Here is an 18363-nt window from a genome sequence, read left to right on the forward strand (position 1 = left end):
ATTGAATAGGGACTCTCATGTTGAACGCAGCGATCGACCCCGCCCCCTCCAATAATCCGACCGCCGGCGCGCCGTTTTCCGGCTTTGCCCCACCGATCCGACCGCAATCCGAACTTCGCCAGGCCATTACGGCTGCCTATCGCCGGCCGGAAACCGAATGCCTGCCGCCGCTCGTTGCCGCAGCGCGCGTCTCCGAGGCAAAACGCTATGACATTCGCAGCACGGCCCGCAGCCTGATCGAGGCGTTGCGCGCCAAGCACAAGGGGACCGGTGTCGAAGGGCTGGTGCAGGAGTATTCGCTTTCCAGCCAGGAAGGCGTGGCGCTGATGTGCCTCGCCGAAGCGCTGTTGCGCATTCCCGATACCGAAACCCGGGATGCGCTGATCCGCGACAAGATCGCCGAAGGCAACTGGACCTCCCACATCGGCGGCGGAAAATCCATGTTCGTCAACGCCGCCACCTGGGGCCTCGTCGTCACCGGCAAGCTGACCTCGACGGTCAACGACCGAAGCCTGTCGGCAGCGCTGACGCGGCTGATCGCGCGCGCCGGCGAGCCGGTCATCCGTCGCGGCGTCGATATGGCGATGCGCATGATGGGCGAGCAGTTCGTCACCGGTGAAACGATCGCAGAGGCGCTGAAACGCTCCCGGCCGCTGGAAGCACGCGGCTTCCGTTATTCCTACGACATGCTGGGCGAGGCCGCGACGACGGGCGCCGACGCCGAGCGTTATAACCGGGATTACGAAAAGGCGATCCACGCCATCGGCAAGGCGTCGGACGGACGCGGCATCTATGACGGCCCGGGCATTTCGATCAAGCTTTCGGCCCTGCATCCCCGCTACGTGAGGTCGCAAGCCGGCCGGGTGATGAGCGAGCTGCTGCCGAAGGTCAAGGCGCTGGCCGTTCTCGCCAAGACCTATGATATCGGCCTCAATATCGACGCGGAGGAGGCCGATCGGCTGGAGCTTTCACTCGATCTCCTCGAGGAGCTTTGCTTTGCCCCTGATCTTGCCGGATGGAACGGGCTGGGCTTCGTCGTGCAGGCCTATGGCAAGCGCTGCCCCTTCGTCCTCGACTACATCATCGATCTCGCACGCCGCTCCGAGCGCCGGGTCATGGTGCGTCTCGTCAAGGGCGCCTATTGGGATGCGGAGATCAAGCGCGCCCAGTTGGATGGACTCGACGACTATCCGGTCTATACCCGCAAGATCTACACCGATGTCGCCTACGTCGCCTGCGCGCGCAAGCTGCTCGATGCTCCGGATGCGGTCTTCCCGCAATTTGCCACCCATAATGCACAGACGCTCGCCACGATCTATCGTCTGGCGGGTCCTGATTTCACCGTCGGCAAATACGAGTTCCAATGCCTGCATGGCATGGGCGAACCGCTCTACGACGAGGTTGTCGGGAAGGAAAAACTCGACCGGCCCTGCCGCATTTATGCGCCTGTGGGAACACATGAGACGCTGCTTGCCTACCTGGTTCGACGTCTTCTGGAAAATGGCGCCAATTCCTCCTTCGTGCACCGCATCTCCGATCCGAATGTCTCGGTCGAGGTCCTGATTGCCGATCCCGCCGAAATCGTCGCAGCTATGCCCGTTATTGGCGCGCCCCACGCGCAGATCGCCTCGCCGAAGGCCCTTTACGGCAACGCCCGGGCCAATTCCGATGGTCTCGATCTCTCGAACGAGGCCACCCTTTCGGATTTGGCTGAGGCGCTCGCCTCCACGGCTGCTGCCCCGTGGCATGCGCTTCCCCTCCTTGCCGACGGCTCTAGGGATGGGGTGACGCGCGATGTTCTCAATCCTGCCGATCACCGGGATGTCGTCGGCACGGTAACCGAGGTGAAGGTCGAGGAGGCTGCGCGCATCGTTCGCATGGCTGCGGATTATGCGCCGCAATGGGCTGCCGTGCCGCCGGCCGAGCGTGCTGCCTGCCTGGAACGGGCCGCCGACATCATGCAGGCCCGCATCAAGGTGCTGATGGGCATCGTCATGCGCGAGGCCGGCAAATCCGCGGCCAATGCCGTCGGCGAAGTGCGTGAGGCCATCGACTTCCTGCGCTACTATGCCGAACAGGCGCGCAAAACCCTCGGCCCCTCGCATGCGCCCCTCGGCCCGATCGTCTGCATCAGCCCATGGAATTTCCCGCTGGCGATTTTCACCGGACAGGTCGCCGCAGCCTTGGTGGCCGGCAATCCCGTGCTTGCCAAACCTGCCGGCGTCACGCCGATCATCGCTTCGGAGAGTGTGAAGATCCTTCACGAGGCGGGCGTGCCTGTCGGTGCCCTGCAGTTCGTGCCCGGCAGCGGCCGTCTCGGCGCCGGCATGGTCGGGGCGGAGGAGACTGCAGGCGTGATGTTTACCGGGTCGACCGAAGTTGCCCGCATGATCCAGGCACAACTGGCCGAAAGGTTGTCAGCAGGCGGCAAGCCGATTCCGCTGATTGCCGAAACCGGCGGCCAGAACGGCATGATCGTCGACTCGTCCGCATTGGCCGAGCAGGTGGTGGCCGACGTCATTGCCTCTGCTTTCGACAGCGCCGGTCAGCGCTGCTCGGCCCTCAGGGTTCTCTGCCTTCAGGACGATGTCGCCGATAGGACCCTCAACATGCTGAAGGGCGCCTTCCGCGAGCTGACGATCGGCCGAACCGATCGGCTGAGCATCGATGTCGGCCCGGTCATAAACGACAGCGCCAAGACGGAGATCGACCAGCATATCGAGCATATGCGCGGCTTAGGCCGCAAGGTGGATCAGCTGCAGTTGCCGGAAAGTACTGCGGCGGGGACGTTCGTTCCGCCGACGATCATCGAAATCAAGTCGCTGTCGGACCTGACGAGGGAGGTCTTCGGACCGGTCCTGCATGTCGTCCGTTTCAAGCGAAACAGCCTCGACCGGCTGATCGACGACATCAACGCATCGGGTTACGGCCTCACATTCGGCCTTCACACCCGGCTCGATGAAACGATCGCGCATGTGACCAGCCGCATCAAGGCCGGCAACCTCTATGTCAACCGGAACATCATCGGCGCGGTCGTCGGCGTGCAGCCTTTCGGCGGCCGCGGCCTGTCGGGCACCGGTCCGAAAGCCGGCGGTCCGCTCTATATCGGCCGGCTGGTGCAACGTGCGCCCGTGCCGCCGCAGCAGGATTCCATTCATACGGACCTTGCCCTTCGTGACTACATTGTCTGGCTCGACAAGAAGGGCCTGTCGGGTGAGGGGGAAGCGGCGCGTGGATATGCGAGCCGTTCGGCGCTCGGGCTCGAACGCGAACTCACCGGTCCGGTGGGCGAGCTCAATCTCTACGCGCTCCATCCCCGCGGCCGTATTCTCGTCGTGCCGCAGACGGAGGGTGGGCTTCATCGCCAGATTGCCGCTGCCCTATCGACCGGCAATCACATCGTCGTGGACTCGGGTTCGTTATCGAGGTCAGTCCTGGCGGATCTTCCGGCGGCTGTCGCCGGCCGGATTTCCTGGACCTTGGACTGGGAAAAGGACGGGCCGTTCTCCGGTGCCCTCGTCGAAGGGGATCGCAACAGGGTTCTGGCCGTCAATCAGAAGATTGCTCACCTGCCCGGTCCGCTTCTGCTGGTCCAGGCCGCAACGACCGAAGAATTGGCGAGCGATCCCGAGGCCTATTGCCTGAATTGGCTGCTGGAGGAGGTGTCGACCTCGATCAACACCGCGGCTGCCGGCGGAAATGCAAGCCTTATGGCCATCGGCTGAGTGACAAGACGAGGGCGCAGAAATGTGCTCTCGTTGGCATGCATGCGCCCTTGATCGTCGGGAAGGGTGGCCGAAAGCCGGCCCATCCAATGGGTTTGCCCAAGCCTGAGAAAACCGCGGTCTTTCATGAGCAGCATAAGCGTCCGCATTCCCCCGGCAGCTCGGCCGCGGCCGCGGTCTCCGGTGCGGTGTAGCCCTGTCCGGATCAAAATCAGGCAAGTCGGCTGGTGGTCATGCCGCCGCGTGCCATCCATCGCGGATATGGCGGTAGCCTTCGCGATAGACCGATTCCGGTGTCTCGGAAAAGTCGCGCCAGACCTTTGTCGCGGCGGCGAGCTCCTTGAGCGCCCGACCGAAGGCCTCGATTGTCAGCCACCCGTCGTAGCCGCTCGCGCGTAGCGCCTCGAACGTCTCCGCCCAGGGAATGTTGCCGCGCCCGGGTACGCCGCGGTCGTTCTCCGAAATGTGGACATGCACGATGCGGTCACTGTTTCGCGTGAACGCGCCGATGGGATCTGTCTCTTCGATATTGCTGTGGAACGTGTCGTACATGGCGCGGATATGCGGATGTCCCACCGCGTCGATATGGGCCGCGAGATCGTCCATCGTGTTGAACAGGTAGCATTCGAAGCGGTTCAGCGCCTCAAGCCCGATCGTGATGCCGTGCTTTGCTGCATGATCGCCGATCGCGCGTTGCGAGGAAACCGAGCGCTTCAGTTCCGCCGCGCTCGGGCCACTCCCGGAGAATTTGCCGAGTGTCGAATGCAGCGGCCCGCTCAGCATCGTCGCGCCCAGCGCCTCGCTGCAGTCGATCGCCCATTTCACGTAGTCGATGCCGCGCCTGCGGGTCGCGGCGTCGGCGGCGATCAGGTTCATCTGCGGGTCGCCCATGGCGGAAACGGCGGTCCGTTCCAGGCCGATCCGGTCGAGCAGAGCCCCCAGCCGCCGGTAGTCATCGGGTGTGCCGGAAAAGATCGGAATCTCGACTCCGTCAAACCCCGTGTCCTTGATATCGCGTAACAGTGCCTCGTGTTTCCGGCCGACACTTGTCGTCCAGAGGAACATGCACATGCCGATCTTCATCTCCCCTCCCCTTGGCCCTGCGGCCACTGCGCGGCGGTTTCAACCGCCTATCACTTTCCAGATCTGGTCATACCAAATCTTGGAATCTGGTCAAGCCAGTTCATGGCGCGCTTGAGGTGTTGGATTCGCACCTTAGCAGCAAATTCAGCATTAAATATCGATCTGCAAAAGAAATATCGACGTTTTGGCCGGTCTTGCAGAGGGTGAAGAATTACGTTAGAGCTTCTAAATAACAAGAATTGGCCAAACCAGATTGCCGGAAGTCGCGAGGCTGGCCAAGGATAAGGTGACATCTTGCCGACCAATTGGCGGTCGAGCGGGCCGCAACAGTCTAGGAGGACCTCATGCATCTTTCGACACATAACTGGATGCGGGCCGAACCGCTCGCCGTCACGCTGAAGCGCATCAAGAAATATGGCTACGAAAGCATCGAGATATCCGGCGAGCCGGCACAATACGACGTCAACGAGACGCGCGCGCTGCTGAAAGAGCACGGCATCCGCTGCTGGGGTGCCGTCACGCTGACGCTCGGCGAGCGCAATCTTGCCGCCAGGGATGAAGGCCAGCGCGCCAGGTCAGTGGACTATGTCAAGAGCGTCATCACCATGGTCAGCGAACTCGATGGCGAGATCGTCACCCTCGTGCCGGCGACCGTCGGCAAGGTGGTGCCGGATGGCACCGAGGAGGAAGAGTGGACATGGGTGGTGGACGCTACCAAGGAGTGTTTTGCCCATGCCCAGAAGAGGGGCGTGCGCATTGCCGTAGAGCCGCTCAACCGTTTCGAGACCTATTTCTTCAACCGTGCCGCCCAAGCGCTGGCGCTCGCCGATGCCGTCAGCCCCGAATGCGGGGTTTGCCTTGATGCCTTCCACCTGAACATCGAGGAGGAAGACATGTATGAAGCGATCCGGCTCGCTGGAAAGCGCCTGTTCGATTTCCACGTCGCCGATAACAATCGTTTTGCCGCCGGCCTCGGCCAGCTCGACTGGCCGAAGATCATCGGCACGCTGAAGGAGATCGGGTACGACGGCGCCGTCACCAACGAATTCGTTGCTCCGGTCGACCGCACGCCGGCCTCAAAATATCCGGACATGGTCGAGCGTAACCCCGTCGATATTCCCCCGGAGCAACTGAAATTTATCCAGGACCACGGCTCGAGCGTTCTCACTGAGAAGTTCTACGACGATCAGATGCGGATCACTGCCGAGACGATCCTGCCGCTGATCAGGTAACGAACGGAAAGACATATGCCCTGTGGCTCGCGGGCCGTGAGGGGCAGGGGATCCGAGACATGCGCATTAAGACCGTAGAGGCCTGGTGGATCAAAATTCCCATCGAGGCGAGCCGTCAGCACCGCAGCGACTTCGGCCGACTGACGAGCTTCGATAGTGCGATCCTGCGGATCGAAACGGACGACGGCATCGTGGGCTGGGGAGAGGGCAAGAATGCCGCGGGCAGTTCGGGCACCTATGGCACGCTGGTACACATGCTCAATCACGAGGTGGGGCCGAAGCTCATCGACCGCGATCCTGCCGACATCTCCACCATTTGGGAGATGCTCTATAACGGTGTACGCCACGAGACGGCGGCGAGTTCGGGTCACGCCATGCCCGAGATCGCGCGGCGCGGTCTTTCCGTCGCGGCGATCAGCGCGGTCGACATAGCGCTCTGGGACATTCTCGGCAAGTCGCTCGGCGTCCCAGTCTGGAAGCTGCTGGGTGGGCGCAAGGCGGACAGGTTGCCCGCCTATGCCTCGGGCGGTTGGGAGAGCGTGGACCGGATCGGCGAACAGCTCCGGTCCTATATCGCGGCCGGTGGTTTCAAGTCAGTCAAGATGCGCGTCGGTGCGATGGATCGTGCGCTGCATGTCTCGGCATCGCGCGTACGGGCGGCTCGCAAGGCGATCGGCCCCGACGTCGACCTGATGGTCGATGCGCACGGCACCTATACCGTTGCGGAGGCAAAGCGCTTCATCCAGATGGTCGCCGATTGCGACCTCGCCTGGTTCGAGGAGCCGGTGATAGCCGATGACAAGCCGGGCATGGCGGAGGTGCGCGCGGCTGGGAACGTGCCGATCGCTGCGGGCGAGAGCGAGTCGACGCGTTTTGCCTTCCGAGATCTTGCCATGCTTCGGGCCGCCGACATATTCCAGCCGGATCCCGCCTTCTGCGGCGGCATTACGGAGGCGATGCGCATCAGTTCGCTCGCCAGCGCCTTCAACCTCCGTTTCGCGCCGCATCTTTGGGCCGGCGCGCCCTGCTTCTTCTCCGGCCTGCATTTGTGCGCGGCTTCCCCGGCAAGCTTCGTCATCGAATATTCGCTCGGCGCCAATCCGATGATCCATGATCTTGTCGAGGACACTGTGTCGGTGAAGGACGGTATGGTAGAGATCCCGGACAGGCCTGGCCTGGGCTTCACGATCAATCAGCGGGTCCTGGAGACTCACGCGCAAAGACAGTGACGATGAAAGAAAATTCCCTCCTCTCCGATCTCGCGGCACATCTTTTCTCGAACTCGAGCGGCAACGGCCGCACGCCATCGGAGCGAGAGCTTGCGGAGCATTTCGGCGTCAGCCGGGGCCAGGTTCGCGAGGCACTGGCCATTCTGGAGGCAATGCGCATCGTCGAACGCCGGGCCAAGTCGGGCATCTACCTGACGACCACGGAGGCGAGCGTGGAGGCAATGGCACTTTTTGCCCGCGCCGGCGTGCCGCTTGATCCTATCCTGATCTACGAGACCGTGGAGCTTCGCAAGATCCATGAGATCAAGGCCGCGGAACTCGCATGCGATCGGGCGACGGAGGAGAATTACCAGCAATTGCGCGATATCCTCGCTGCGTCCGAGGCGAAGCTTGCCGCCGGCGAGGGGCTGGCGCGCGAGGATCGGGACTTCCATTTGGAGATCGTCCGAGCCACCAAGAACAGCGTCTTCCATCGGGTGTGCAGCGTCTACTACGTCATGGGCGAGCACCGCCTGCCGATCTATTTTGCCGACGCCGCCCGCAGCCGGCGCTCGCATGAGGAACATATCCGCATCTATGAGGCGCTGCTTGCCCGAGACGGCAATCTGGCCCAGGCGCTGATGAGCGCGCATCTTCAAGGCGCGGAAAGCTATTGGAAGGGTCTCATCGGCGGTCCAGCGACGACAGCCGGATAGGCGCAACCGGCGGGAGGGCCGATGAGCTTCATCTTTTCCACACATCCCCTGCACCCCGCGGCCAAGACCATGCTTGAGGCTGCGGGTGATCTGCGCGTCGCTTCCGCGCCCGATCCCGAAACGTTGCTGCGAGAAGGCCGCGGCGCGGGTATCGTCGTCATACGCGCGCCGATCCCGCCGGCCTTCTTCGAAGATGCGCCGGCGCTTCGCGCGGCGATCCGCCATGGTGCCGGGCTCGACATGGTGCCGATGGATGCGGCGACCCGGGCCGGCGTACTTGTCGCCAACGTCCCGGGCGCCAATGCCTCGACTGTCGCCGAGCACGTCTTTCTCGTGACGCTGGCCCTGCTTCGGCGCTTCCGCCTGATGGACCGCGACCTGCGTCAGAACGGCTGGGTGGCGGGCCGCGCCCAATCGGACGCGGCCGTCGACCTCGCCGGCCGCACCATGGGCATCGTTGGAATGGGCAATGTCGGCAAGGCGATCTTCAAGATCGCGAAGTTCGGTTTCGGACTGGAGGTGGTCGCCACGAGCCGGTCGCCGGAAAGCGTGCCGGACGGCGCGCGTTTCGTCACGATCGATGAGCTTGTGGCGACGGCTGACATCGTGGTGCTCTGCTGCCCGCTGACGCCGGAGACGACCGGCTTGCTCAATGGCGGTCGCATCGGGCGCATGAAGCCCGCGGCCATTCTGGTCAACGTCTCGCGCGGCCCCGTGATCGATGATGCGGCGTTGATCGAGGCGCTGCGCGATGGTCGTATCGGCGGAGCCGCGCTCGACGTCTTCGCAACGCAGCCGCTGCCGCTCGACCATCCCTATCTCGGCTTTGACAACGTCATCGTCACGCCCCATCTCGCTGGTCTGACGGAAGAGAGCATGATGCGCATGGGAACAGGCGCGGCGAGCGAAGCCCTGCGCGTCATCAAGGGCGACTTGCCCGTTAATTTGCGCAATCCCGAAGTGGTAGAACACTACCGCCGGCGCTTTCCCGCATAGCGCCTCGTCGCGACAATTCGAAACGCTGGCTGCCCCTGCCGTGCCGCCGAGACCGCTGGCATCCTTCGGACCGATCAGGTCAGCCCGCGTGCCGCAGGCTTACACCGCTTCCGGCATCAAACAGCACGACCTTTTCCGGATTCCACGAAAAGCGAACCTCATCCTCGATCCGAAGCGCCGTCTGTGTCGGCACGGTCGCGTGGATGAACTTCTCGCCGGTGCGCAGCGTCACGATCTTTTCGACACCGTGATTTTCCACGTCGTGGACCCGTGCTTCGCCGGGCGCGCCGCTGTCGAGAAAAATGTCCTCGGGACGGATGCCGAAGGTGAGCGGACGACCGTCTGTCGCGATCCCGTGTCCGTTGCCGAGGGGCAGCCGATAGCCCTCGCTCGCCACTGCCTCGCCGCCGGCAAGCGTGCCGGCAATCAGGTTCATCGGCGGCGAACCGACCGCGCGCGCGACGAAGGTGTTGACCGGGTTTCCGTAGATCTCCTGCGGCGTACCCGTCTGCACCAGTTGACCATTGTTCAGGACGCCGATTTTGTCGCCCATCGACATGGCCTCTATCTGGTCGTGAGTGACGAAGAGGAAGGTCGCGCCGAGGTTCATCTGCAGGTTTTTCAGCTCGGTGCGAAGTGCTTCGCGAAGCTTCGCGTCGAGCGCCGAAAGCGGTTCGTCCATCAAGAAGACCCGCGGCTTGCGCACGATGGCCCGGCCGATCGATACGCGCTGCATCTCGCCTCCCGACAGCCGGTCCGTCTTGCGGTCGAGCAGATGCTCGATGCGCAGGGTTTTCGCAACGCGGTCGACGCGCTCCTTGATTTCCCCGGGTTCAACGCGACGGATACGGGATTTCAACGGAAATTCCAGGTTCTCCCGCACCGTATAGCGCGGGTAAAGCGAGTATTGCTGGAGCACCAGGGCCACGTCGCGCTCGGCGGCACCCCAGTCGGCAACGTCCTGCCCGTCGATGAAGATCTGGCCTGCGGTCGGCTTCTCGAGACCGGCGATCAGGCGCAGCGTCGTCGTCTTGCCGGCGCCGGTCTGCCCGAGCAGCACGAAGAACTCGCCGTCAGCAATGTCGATGTTCAGGTTTTTCAGCGCCGTGTGGCTGCCGAAGGTTTTGGTGATGCCCTTGAGTTCGATATGCGCCATCAGAGTCTGATCCCCAGCGACGAGCCGGTCGCGGTGTTGAAGAAATGTGCCTGGGCGGGGTCGATGCGTGCCCAGACGGCTTCGCCGGGACCAGGCACGAAACCGCTCTTGGTGCGTGCCCTGATCATCTGGTGACCGACCTTCAGGTCCACGATGTCGTGCGAGCCGAGAGGCTCGATGATATGCGCTTCGACCGGCATGAAGCCCTCGCGGGCCTCCCGTGAAACGAGCACGCCCTCAGGGCGTACCCCGAGTGTCAGCTTGCCGTTCTCGGCCCTTGCGTCAGAGAGGCGGTTGGCCAGTACGGCGGGGAACTCGAAGCCCGTCGTCCCGTCGCCGACCTGCACGCTGGTATGGCCGCCCGTTTCGCTGACGGTCGCCGGCGCCATGTTCATGACGGGGCTTCCGACGAACTGGGCGACGAACGTGTTGGCGGGTTGCGCGTAAACCTCTTCCGGCGTGCCGATCTGCTGAAGGATGCCCTCGTGCATGATGACGATGCGGTCGGCGACCGACATGGCCTCCACCTGGTCATGCGTCACGTAGATGGTGGTTGAACCCTGCTTGATATGCAAACGCTTGATTTCCGCCCGCATCTCCTCGCGCAGCTTCGCGTCGAGCGCACCGATCGGCTCGTCCATCAGCATGGCCTTTGGCCGTCGCACCAGCGCGCGGCCGATTGCGACACGCTGCATGTCGCCGCCGGACAGCGCCGAAGGCTTGCGGGCCAGCAGACCGGTGATGCGCAGCACACCGGCGATCTCGCGGACCGACGCATCGACATCGGCACGGCTCATCCGGGTAGCGCGGAGCGGGAAGGCGATGTTCTCGTAGACCGTCATGTGCGGATAGAGCGAGAAGGATTGGAACACCATGGCGATGTCCCTGCCGGATGCCTTGATATGCTGCACCGGCTGCCCGTCGATCAGAATGTCGCCTTCGTCGATCGTCTCGAGCCCGGCGACGGCGCGCAATGTCGTCGTCTTTCCGCAGCCCGATTGTCCAAGCAGCACGATGAATTCATTGTCGGCGATGGCGAGATTAAGGTCTTTGATGACCTGGACGGCACCGAAATATTTCTGGATCCCGCGAAGTTCGATCTGCGTCATGAATGGCTGCCTTCGTCTGGTTGCGCGTCCCGCGGGATTTTGGTCGTCACCATGAAGGCGATCAGTCCGACGAGCGTCATCGTCATGCCGTAGCGATGCAGAAATAGGTTCCAGGGCTGGCAGAGCGCGATAATGCCGAGGATCATCAGATACTGCGAAGCGGGTTCGAGAAATCTCTGGTTCAAGGCGCGGAAGGTCATTTGCGGATCGCTCCGAAGCTCATGCCGCGCAGGAGATGGTTCCTGAGCAGGAAGGTGAAGATGGCGACCGGTAGCAGGAACAGGAACGTGCCGGCCGCAATGACCGTCCAATCCGGCAGGCCCGAGCCGACCTGGCTCGGAATGAAGGGTGGAGCCGTTTGCGCGCGCCGGTTCGTCATGATCAGCGCAAATGCATATTCGTTCCAGGCCGTGATGAAGCAGAAGACCGCGGTCGCGGCGATTCCGGTCGCCGCTTCCGGGATGACGATCTTGAAAAAGGCCTCCATCCGCGTGTAGCCGTCGACGAGAGCGGCCTCCTCGTACTCCTTCGGGATCTCGTCGATGAAGCCCTTCATCAGCCAGACCGAGAAGGAAAGGTTGAAGGCGGTGTAGAGTATGATGAGGCCCCAATGCGTGTCGTTGAGGCCGACGACACGGTACATGAGGAACATCGGGATCGCGACGACGACGGGCGGCAGCATGCGCGTCGACAGGATGAAGAAGAGAAGGTCTGCCTCCCCCTTCACCTTGAAGCGCGAGAAGCCGTAGGCAGTGAAGGTTCCCATGCCGACGGCCAGTACCGTGGACGTGATGGCGACGATCAGCGAGTTCATGAAGCGGTTCGGATAGCCGGAGGGCTGCACCTCGCCGCGGCCGGAGCGGACGATCTTCTCGCCGCCGTCGAACACCATCCGCTCCCACCAGGGGGCGGCGGCATATTCTTCAGGGGTCGGCGCCCCGCGCAATTGCGAGCGCTTGGTGAAGAGCTTCACGAAGGGCGAGAGTTCCGGCTCGAAGAGCACCGTCGGCGGAATGGTGGTGGCGAGGTTGCGCGGCTTGAAGGCCGTCGAGGTGATCCAGTAGATCGGCGCCAGGAAGATCAGCGTGATGACCAGTACGGCGGCGATCGCCACCCGGTTCAGGGCGCGTTCGGAGCGGGTTTGGACGGCGGCCATCTCAGCGCTCCTTCACTTTGTTGAGGTACTTGACGTAGATGTTGGTGATGGCGAGGACCATGATGAGCACGATGTAGGCGAGTGCGCAGGAGCGCCCCGTCTGCCATTCCTGGAAGGCCATCTTGTAGAGCCGGATGGAGATCACCTCGGTCGTCGGTTGGCTGGTCAGGATGTAGGCGAGGTCGAAGGTCTTGAAGGCTTCCATCGTACGGAAGATGATTGCGATCATGAGGATCGGCGCCACGAGCGGCAGCGTGATGCGGAAGAAGGTATAGAACGGCCCCGCCCGGTCGATCGCCGCTGCCTCGTAGAGATGCTTCGGCACGGCCGAAAGACCGGCAAGCGACAGCAGCATCACGAAGGGCGACCACATCCAGATGTCCGTGATTGCGACTGCATAGAGCGCCATGTCCGGATTCGACAGCCACTCGAAGGAGCCGAGGCCGAGTGCGTAGTTGATGATGCCGAAGGACGGGTCGTAGAGCAGCTTCCAGAAGAGGCCGACCACTGCCATCGAGAGCATCATCGGCAGCAGCAGCAGCGTCGTCAGAAGACCCTTCAGCGGGATATCGCGGTTGAGCAGCATCGCGGTGCCGAAGCCGACGATCACCTGCCCCGTCACAGAGACGATCACATATTTCGCGGTGATGGCGAAATTCGACCAGATGAAAGGATCGTTCAGCAACTCGCGGTAGTTCTGCAGGCCGACGAAGTTGGCCGGCGCGTTCGACGAGGCGCGAAAGTCGGTGAAGGAATAGCCGAGCGAATAGATCAGCGGAAAGATGTTGAAGACGATCAGGAACAGGATCGTCGGAATGATGAAGAGATTGCGAATCCGGATGTCGCTCATACCGCGAGATGCGGCACGCGATTTCGTGTCCAGCGATGTCATGACTGCGGTGGCCAATCCTCTCCTCCTCCGAGAGTTTGGCACCGGATGCCGGAACGGCATCACGATGCGCGAAGTTGATGCCGGGCGCCGCGCCCTCTCGAACCGCGCCCTTCGACGCGGAGATGCAGATGAAATGGGAGGGGCCGTGGCCCCTCCGCTGAGCGCGCTTGCTACTTGTTGCGTCCGTATTTCGCGAACGTAGCGTTCCAGTCCGCTGCCAGAGAATCGAGCACTTCCTTCGCCGTGCCTTGGCCGGCGGTGACGAAGGGATAAATGCGCTGGTTCATCTGGATCAGCAGTTCGGCATATTCAGGCGTTGCCCAGAAGTCCTTCACCTTGAACATCGTCTCGTAGAAGGCCTTGTTATAGGGTGTCGCGTTCTGAAACTCCGGCGATTCAAGCACCTTGGCGCTTGCCGTGTAGCCGCCGAGTTCGGCCCAGCGCTTCTGGGTCTCGTCCTTGATGAACCATTCGAGGAATTTCATCGCCTCTTCCTGGTTCTTTGAGTAGGAGATGACCGATATGCCTTGGCCGCCGAGCGCTGCGAATTGCTCGCCGTTCGGGCCTGCCGGATTGGCAAAGAAGCCGGTAACCTTGGCGTTCGGGTTGGACGCCTCGTTCACCAGGGCCGGGAAGAAGGCGAAGTAGTTCATGCTCATCGCCGCCAGGTTCTCGGTGATCGCCTGGTTGTTCTCGACGAAGAAGGACTTGGCCCAGCCCGGAGGCGTAAAGCCGTAGAGCTCGCGATACAGCTCGAGCGCCTTGACGTTCTTCTCGGAATTGATGATGCCGTCAACCTTGTAGCTCTGGTAGTCGCCGAGTTCGCCTCCAAACGAGAAGATCGCGTTCTCGACACCCATGACGAGACCGTCATAGGAGTTGTCGGTATAGATGGCGATTCCGTAGCGCTTCTGGTCCGGACGGTGGAAGAACTCGGCGATGTCACGCATCTCGGCCCATGTCTTCGGCGGGGCGAGGTCGTAGCCGTATTTGGCCTTGAACGCCTCCATCTCCTTGGGATCTTCGAACCAGTCCTTGCGGTAGGACCAGCCGACGGCGTCGCCTTCGGCCGGAACTGACCAGTACTTTTTCGAGTTCGACGGATATTCGGCGTAGTATTTCACCGTTGCCGGAGCCATCACCTGGGTCAGATTGTGCTTGGTGAAGAATTCGGTCAGATCCACGTAATGTCCGGCTTCTGACGCTGCCCCGATCCACTGGCTGTCGCCGACGACCATGTCATAGGCTGAACCCTTGGCGTTGAACTCGGTGAAGGCCTTGGTCTGGAAGTCAGCCCATGGTGTGGTCTCGACCGTGACTTTGACGCCGGTTTGAGCCTCGTATTCGTTTGCGAGTTCCTGAAGGTAGTTTGCCGGGTCCCACTCGGCCCAGAAGATCGTCAGTTCCTGGGCTTGCGCGGACGTTCCGCAGGCCCACATCAATCCGACACCGGCCAACAGACCGGTCATAGTTTTGCGCATAACGTTTCCTCCCATTTATGCACGCTTCCCGCTTCATCGCGGGCCTCCCGATCCGGCTTCCCGATCCCCCTGGGTGGTGTTCGTGCTGGGGGTCCTCCTCGACCCCTAGCTCGTTTCAGATCTCAAGCCTGAATGTCGTTACCTTGATCTGGTATTACCAAATGCCATTATCGTCAAGCGCAACCTCGGAGAGCTTTCGTCAAAGGCTCGTCTTCCGTCTTTCGACGTCTTTCCCCCGCATTTGCAGGCCTGTCGATGCCATTTTGTCGGTTCGTCTCACATTCATCATCGGCGATCCAGACCACAATACAAGAATATATTACTGGCACTGGTCTAACCAGTTGGTGTGCCAAGTCTGGGCGCGCCACGTCATGACTCGCTCTCCGCCTGCCGTAACGCGGTATCAACAAGCGCCTTGGCCGCCCACTCGGCAACAGACTGCGCGCTTTCCGAGGTCAGGCCCCAGATATCCTTCAATACGATCAGCACCTCGACGCCGAAGACAAGCGAAAGCGCCTGCGCAAGGCGTTCCCGGGACTCGGGCGGCACGGTGCCCTGCAGCGGGGCCGTCACGCTCTTCAGCAGGTCGACCCGGTGGCCGCGCTTGAACAGCGGCTCGTTGCCGAGCGTGCCCGCCTGACGCTGCGCCCACTGGTCCAGTGAAAGTTTCAGCGCCGCCTTGAAGGTGGCCTCGAACTCGTCGATGCGCGGCATTGCGGTCGCCAAGAGGTCGGCAACGCGGGTGCGCGCATCCGGACTGTCCGACGACCAGCCGAGGATCGGCCCCAGAGCCTCATCCACCACGGCATGCACGAGCGCGGCCTGGCTCGGAAAGTAACGGTAGGCCGTCGCGCGCGAGACTTCGGCAGCCTCGGCGACTTCACTTACCGACGGAGTGATACCGGACTGCATGATCCGCGTTGCCGTTTCGAGCATCAGTTTTCGCGTTCGGGCACGCGGGCCTCGCTCGGTCCTGGCTGTTTCGTTCTGTTGACGTGAGACATCCATGTCTTTATGATACGCACGTCTCACAAATTTGCAAGGGCCCGTCGCTTTGTCCCAACGTGAGATATGCCGGGAGGAAATCCACCCGGTCGCGGAGGGGAAATGAAGCAGATCTACGTGGTCGGCACGGCCGACACGAAGGGCGAGGAGCTTGCGTATCTTGCCGCTTGCATCGAAGCGGTGGGCGGCGGTGTTGTCCGCGTTGACGTCGGCATAGGCGAGCCTGCGACCGCCGTCGATGTGAAGGCCGACGCAGTGGCGGCGTGCCATCCGGACGGGGCTGGAGCCGTTCTTGCCAGCGGGGACCGCGGAAGGGCGGTCGAGGCGATGGGCATTGCTTTCGCGCGCTTCCTTGTGGAGCGCCAGGACATCGCCGGCGTCATCGGTATCGGTGGAGGCGGAGGCACTTCGATCATTACCGCAGGCATGCGCCAATTGCCGCTCGGTCTGCCAAAGATCATGGTCTCGACGCTCGCATCCGGCGATGTGGCTCCCTTTGTCGATGTTTCAGACATCGTGATGATGCCTTCGGTCACGGACATGGCGGGCCTGAACCGGCTGAGCCGCGTCATCCTTCACAACGCCGCTCAGGCGATCACCGCCATGGCCCACCGCCCGGCTGAGGTGACTGCATCCAAACCGGCCCTCGGGCTTACCATGTTCGGCGTTACCACACCTGCCGTATCCGCCATGGTCGAGCGCCTCCGAGCGGACTATGATTGCCTGGTCTTCCACGCCACAGGCACGGGCGGGCGGGCGATGGAGAAGCTTGCCGACAGCGAGCTCATCTCTGGCGTGCTCGACATCACGACGACCGAGGTCTGCGACCTGCTGTTCGGCGGCGTCTTGCCCGCCACCTCGGACCGTTTCGGCGCCATTGCTCGCAAAGGCTTGCCCTATGTCGGTTCGGTTGGTGCGCTCGACATGGTGAACTTCTGGGCGCCGGAGACCGTTCCGGAGCGTTATGCCGGCCGGCTGTTTTACCGGCACAACCCGAACGTCACCTTGATGCGCACGACACTGGCCGAATGTGCGCAGATTGGCCGCTGGATCGGCGACAAGCTCAATCTCTGCCACGGCCCCGTACGCTTCCTCATTCCCGAAAAGGGCGTTTCGGCCCTCGACATCGAAGGCGGTCCGTTCTTCGATCCGCAAGCCGACGCCGCCCTTTTCGCCGCTCTCGAGGCGACGGTGAAGCCGACGGCGTCGCGACGTATTATTCGCCTGCCGCTCCATATCAACGACCCAGATTTCGCCGAGGCCGCCGTCGCGGCCTATCGTGACATCGCCAACCCCTGAGAGACAAATCGATGCCAGTCATACCGCGCAACACCATCCTCGAAAAATTTCACGGCATGATCGCAGCCGGCGTGCCGATCGTCGGGGGCGGCGCCGGCACCGGCATCTCCGCCAAGGCCGAGGAAGCAGGCGGCATCGACCTCATCATTATCTACAATTCCGGGCGCTACCGGATGGCGGGGCGCGGTTCGGCGGCCGGACTGCTCGCCTATGGCAATGCCAACGAGATTGTGAAGGATATGGCGCTCGAAGTGTTGCCGGTCGTGAAAAAGACGCCGGTACTCGCCGGCGTCAATGGCACGGACCCCTTCGTGCTGATGCCGCGCTTCCTTGCCGACCTCAAGGCAATGGGCTTTTCCGGCGTACAGAACTTCCCCACAATCGGCCTCTTCGACGGCCGGATGCGGCAGAGTTTCGAGGAGACAGGTATGAGCTACAATCTGGAGGTCGAGATGATCGCCACCGCCCACGGGCTCGAGCTGCTGACGACGCCTTATGTTTTCAACGAGAGCGAGGCGATCGCCATGACGGCCGCCGGCGCCGACATCGTCGTGGCGCATATGGGAGTGACGACTGGCGGCACGATCGGCGCCACATCCGGCAAGTCCCTCGATGACTGCGTCGATGAGATCACCGCGATCATCAAGGCGGCACGTTCCGTGCGCGACGATGTCATCGTGCTCTGCCATGGCGGCCCGATCTCCATGCCGGAGGATGCGCGCTATGTTCTCGAGCGTTGCCCTGGCTGCCACGGCTTTTATGGCGCAAGCTCGATGGAGCGCCTGCCGGCAGAGGCGGCAATTCGCAAGCAGACCGAAGATTTCAAGGCGCTCGCCATCGGCGCGGTCGTCTGAGGAAGGATGTGGAGGAGGCAGTTTCATGGTAAAGGACAAGTACTTCATCTATCCTAAGGACGTGAGCGCCTTCGGCTTCGACTGGGGCAAGCTGTCGCTGACTGTGGCGCCCGAGGTCAACGGCGCCAGCCGGTTTTCCGGCGGTGTCGTCGAACTGCCGAGCGGCGAGGGCCATTCCCGCCACAATCATCCCGGCGCGGAGGAAATCATCTTTGTGATTTCTGGCGAGGGCGAGCAGATGGTCGAGGACGAGACGGGTAATCCTATCACGCGGAAGGTCGCCAGCGGCTGCACGATTTATGTTCCGGAAAGCCGCTTTCATTCGACGAAGAACACTGGCGGCGGGCCGATGCTCCTCTTCGTGGTCTACTCACCGGCGGGGCCGGAGCTTGCGCTTCGCGATTTGCCGGACTTCCGCCTGCTGCAGCCGGGCTCCTGAGGCGGGGCATCC

At 62.4% G+C, this 18363-nt stretch carries 16 protein-coding genes; 8 read left to right on the forward strand and 8 right to left on the reverse strand.

Going from position 1 to position 18363, the window contains the following annotated elements; all coding sequences use genetic code 11:
- Positions 1–17 precede the first annotated feature (17 nt).
- A complete protein-coding gene (putA, locus tag HX898_RS30535) occupies positions 18–3725 on the forward strand; it encodes a trifunctional transcriptional regulator/proline dehydrogenase/L-glutamate gamma-semialdehyde dehydrogenase (protein ID WP_180196607.1) in 3708 nt (1235 codons plus the stop codon).
- 231 nt (positions 3726–3956) lie between these two features.
- Here putA and HX898_RS30540 read toward each other — a convergent pair whose 3' ends face one another.
- Positions 3957–4808: a sugar phosphate isomerase/epimerase gene (locus HX898_RS30540; RefSeq protein ID WP_180196608.1), complete on the reverse strand. Its 852-nt coding sequence runs from the start codon at positions 4806–4808 to the stop codon at positions 3957–3959.
- A gap of 344 nt (positions 4809–5152) precedes the next feature.
- Here HX898_RS30540 and HX898_RS30545 point away from each other — a divergent pair, with 344 nt between their 5' ends.
- Genes HX898_RS30545 through HX898_RS30560 form a run of 4 tightly spaced genes read left to right on the forward strand, consistent with a single transcriptional unit; the run spans position 5153 to position 8960 of the window.
- Positions 5153–6040 (forward strand): sugar phosphate isomerase/epimerase, encoded by an 888-nt coding sequence (locus HX898_RS30545; protein ID WP_138332475.1) that lies wholly within the window; start codon positions 5153–5155, stop codon positions 6038–6040.
- Between the two features lie 59 nt (positions 6041–6099).
- Entirely contained in the window at positions 6100–7269 is a 1170-nt protein-coding gene (locus HX898_RS30550) for a mandelate racemase/muconate lactonizing enzyme family protein (RefSeq protein ID WP_180196609.1), read from the forward strand.
- A 2-nt stretch (positions 7270–7271) separates the two neighbouring features.
- Positions 7272–7964 carry a FadR/GntR family transcriptional regulator gene (locus HX898_RS30555; RefSeq protein ID WP_138388660.1) on the forward strand — a complete coding sequence of 231 codons (693 nt, stop codon included), beginning with the start codon at positions 7272–7274 and terminating at the stop codon, positions 7962–7964.
- A gap of 21 nt (positions 7965–7985) precedes the next feature.
- Positions 7986–8960, forward strand: coding sequence for an NAD(P)-dependent oxidoreductase (locus HX898_RS30560; RefSeq protein ID WP_180196610.1), 975 nt, complete (start codon positions 7986–7988; stop codon positions 8958–8960).
- Between the two features lie 79 nt (positions 8961–9039).
- Here HX898_RS30560 and HX898_RS30565 read toward each other — a convergent pair whose 3' ends face one another.
- The 7 genes from HX898_RS30565 to HX898_RS30595 all read right to left on the reverse strand — a co-directional run bounded on the left by HX898_RS30565 (position 9040) and on the right by HX898_RS30595 (position 15762).
- Entirely contained in the window at positions 9040–10116 is a 1077-nt protein-coding gene (locus HX898_RS30565) for an ABC transporter ATP-binding protein (RefSeq protein WP_062942813.1), read from the reverse strand.
- Positions 10116–11225, reverse strand: a complete 1110-nt coding sequence (locus HX898_RS30570; RefSeq protein WP_180196611.1) for an ABC transporter ATP-binding protein — start codon at positions 11223–11225, stop codon at positions 10116–10118. Before HX898_RS30570 ends, HX898_RS30565 begins: the two co-directional genes overlap by 1 nt.
- Positions 11222–11425 (reverse strand): hypothetical protein, encoded by a 204-nt coding sequence (locus tag HX898_RS30575; RefSeq protein WP_138388663.1) that lies wholly within the window; start codon positions 11423–11425, stop codon positions 11222–11224. Before HX898_RS30575 ends, HX898_RS30570 begins: the two co-directional genes overlap by 4 nt.
- A complete protein-coding gene (locus HX898_RS30580) occupies positions 11422–12381 on the reverse strand; it encodes a carbohydrate ABC transporter permease (RefSeq protein WP_003549729.1) in 960 nt (319 codons plus the stop codon). Before HX898_RS30580 ends, HX898_RS30575 begins: the two co-directional genes overlap by 4 nt.
- 1 nt (position 12382) lies before the next feature.
- Positions 12383–13288, reverse strand: a complete 906-nt coding sequence (locus tag HX898_RS30585; RefSeq protein WP_003562956.1) for a sugar ABC transporter permease — start codon at positions 13286–13288, stop codon at positions 12383–12385.
- 155 nt (positions 13289–13443) lie between these two features.
- Positions 13444–14754, reverse strand: coding sequence for an extracellular solute-binding protein (locus tag HX898_RS30590; protein ID WP_180196612.1), 1311 nt, complete (start codon positions 14752–14754; stop codon positions 13444–13446).
- Between the two features lie 369 nt (positions 14755–15123).
- Entirely contained in the window at positions 15124–15762 is a 639-nt protein-coding gene (locus HX898_RS30595; protein WP_180196613.1) for a TetR/AcrR family transcriptional regulator, read from the reverse strand.
- A gap of 99 nt (positions 15763–15861) precedes the next feature.
- Between HX898_RS30595 and HX898_RS30600 the strand changes: the two genes are divergently transcribed.
- From HX898_RS30600 to HX898_RS30610, 3 genes are read left to right on the forward strand one after another with little or no spacing between them, the layout of a single operon-like run.
- On the forward strand, positions 15862–17058 hold the full coding sequence (locus HX898_RS30600; RefSeq protein WP_180196614.1) for a Tm-1-like ATP-binding domain-containing protein: 1197 nt from the start codon (positions 15862–15864) through the stop codon (positions 17056–17058).
- 11 nt (positions 17059–17069) lie between these two features.
- The gene (locus HX898_RS30605) at positions 17070–17912 is read left to right on the forward strand and encodes a phosphoenolpyruvate hydrolase family protein (RefSeq protein WP_138388667.1); all 843 of its coding nucleotides are present in this window, start codon (positions 17070–17072) and stop codon (positions 17910–17912) included.
- Between the two features lie 25 nt (positions 17913–17937).
- Positions 17938–18351 (forward strand): cupin domain-containing protein, encoded by a 414-nt coding sequence (locus HX898_RS30610; protein ID WP_029871362.1) that lies wholly within the window; start codon positions 17938–17940, stop codon positions 18349–18351.
- The last annotated feature ends 12 nt before the right edge of the window (positions 18352–18363 follow it).

Source organism: Rhizobium sp. WYCCWR 11128 (assembly GCF_013416305.1).
In the GTDB taxonomy this organism is placed as follows: Bacteria; Pseudomonadota; Alphaproteobacteria; order Rhizobiales; family Rhizobiaceae; genus Rhizobium; species Rhizobium indicum.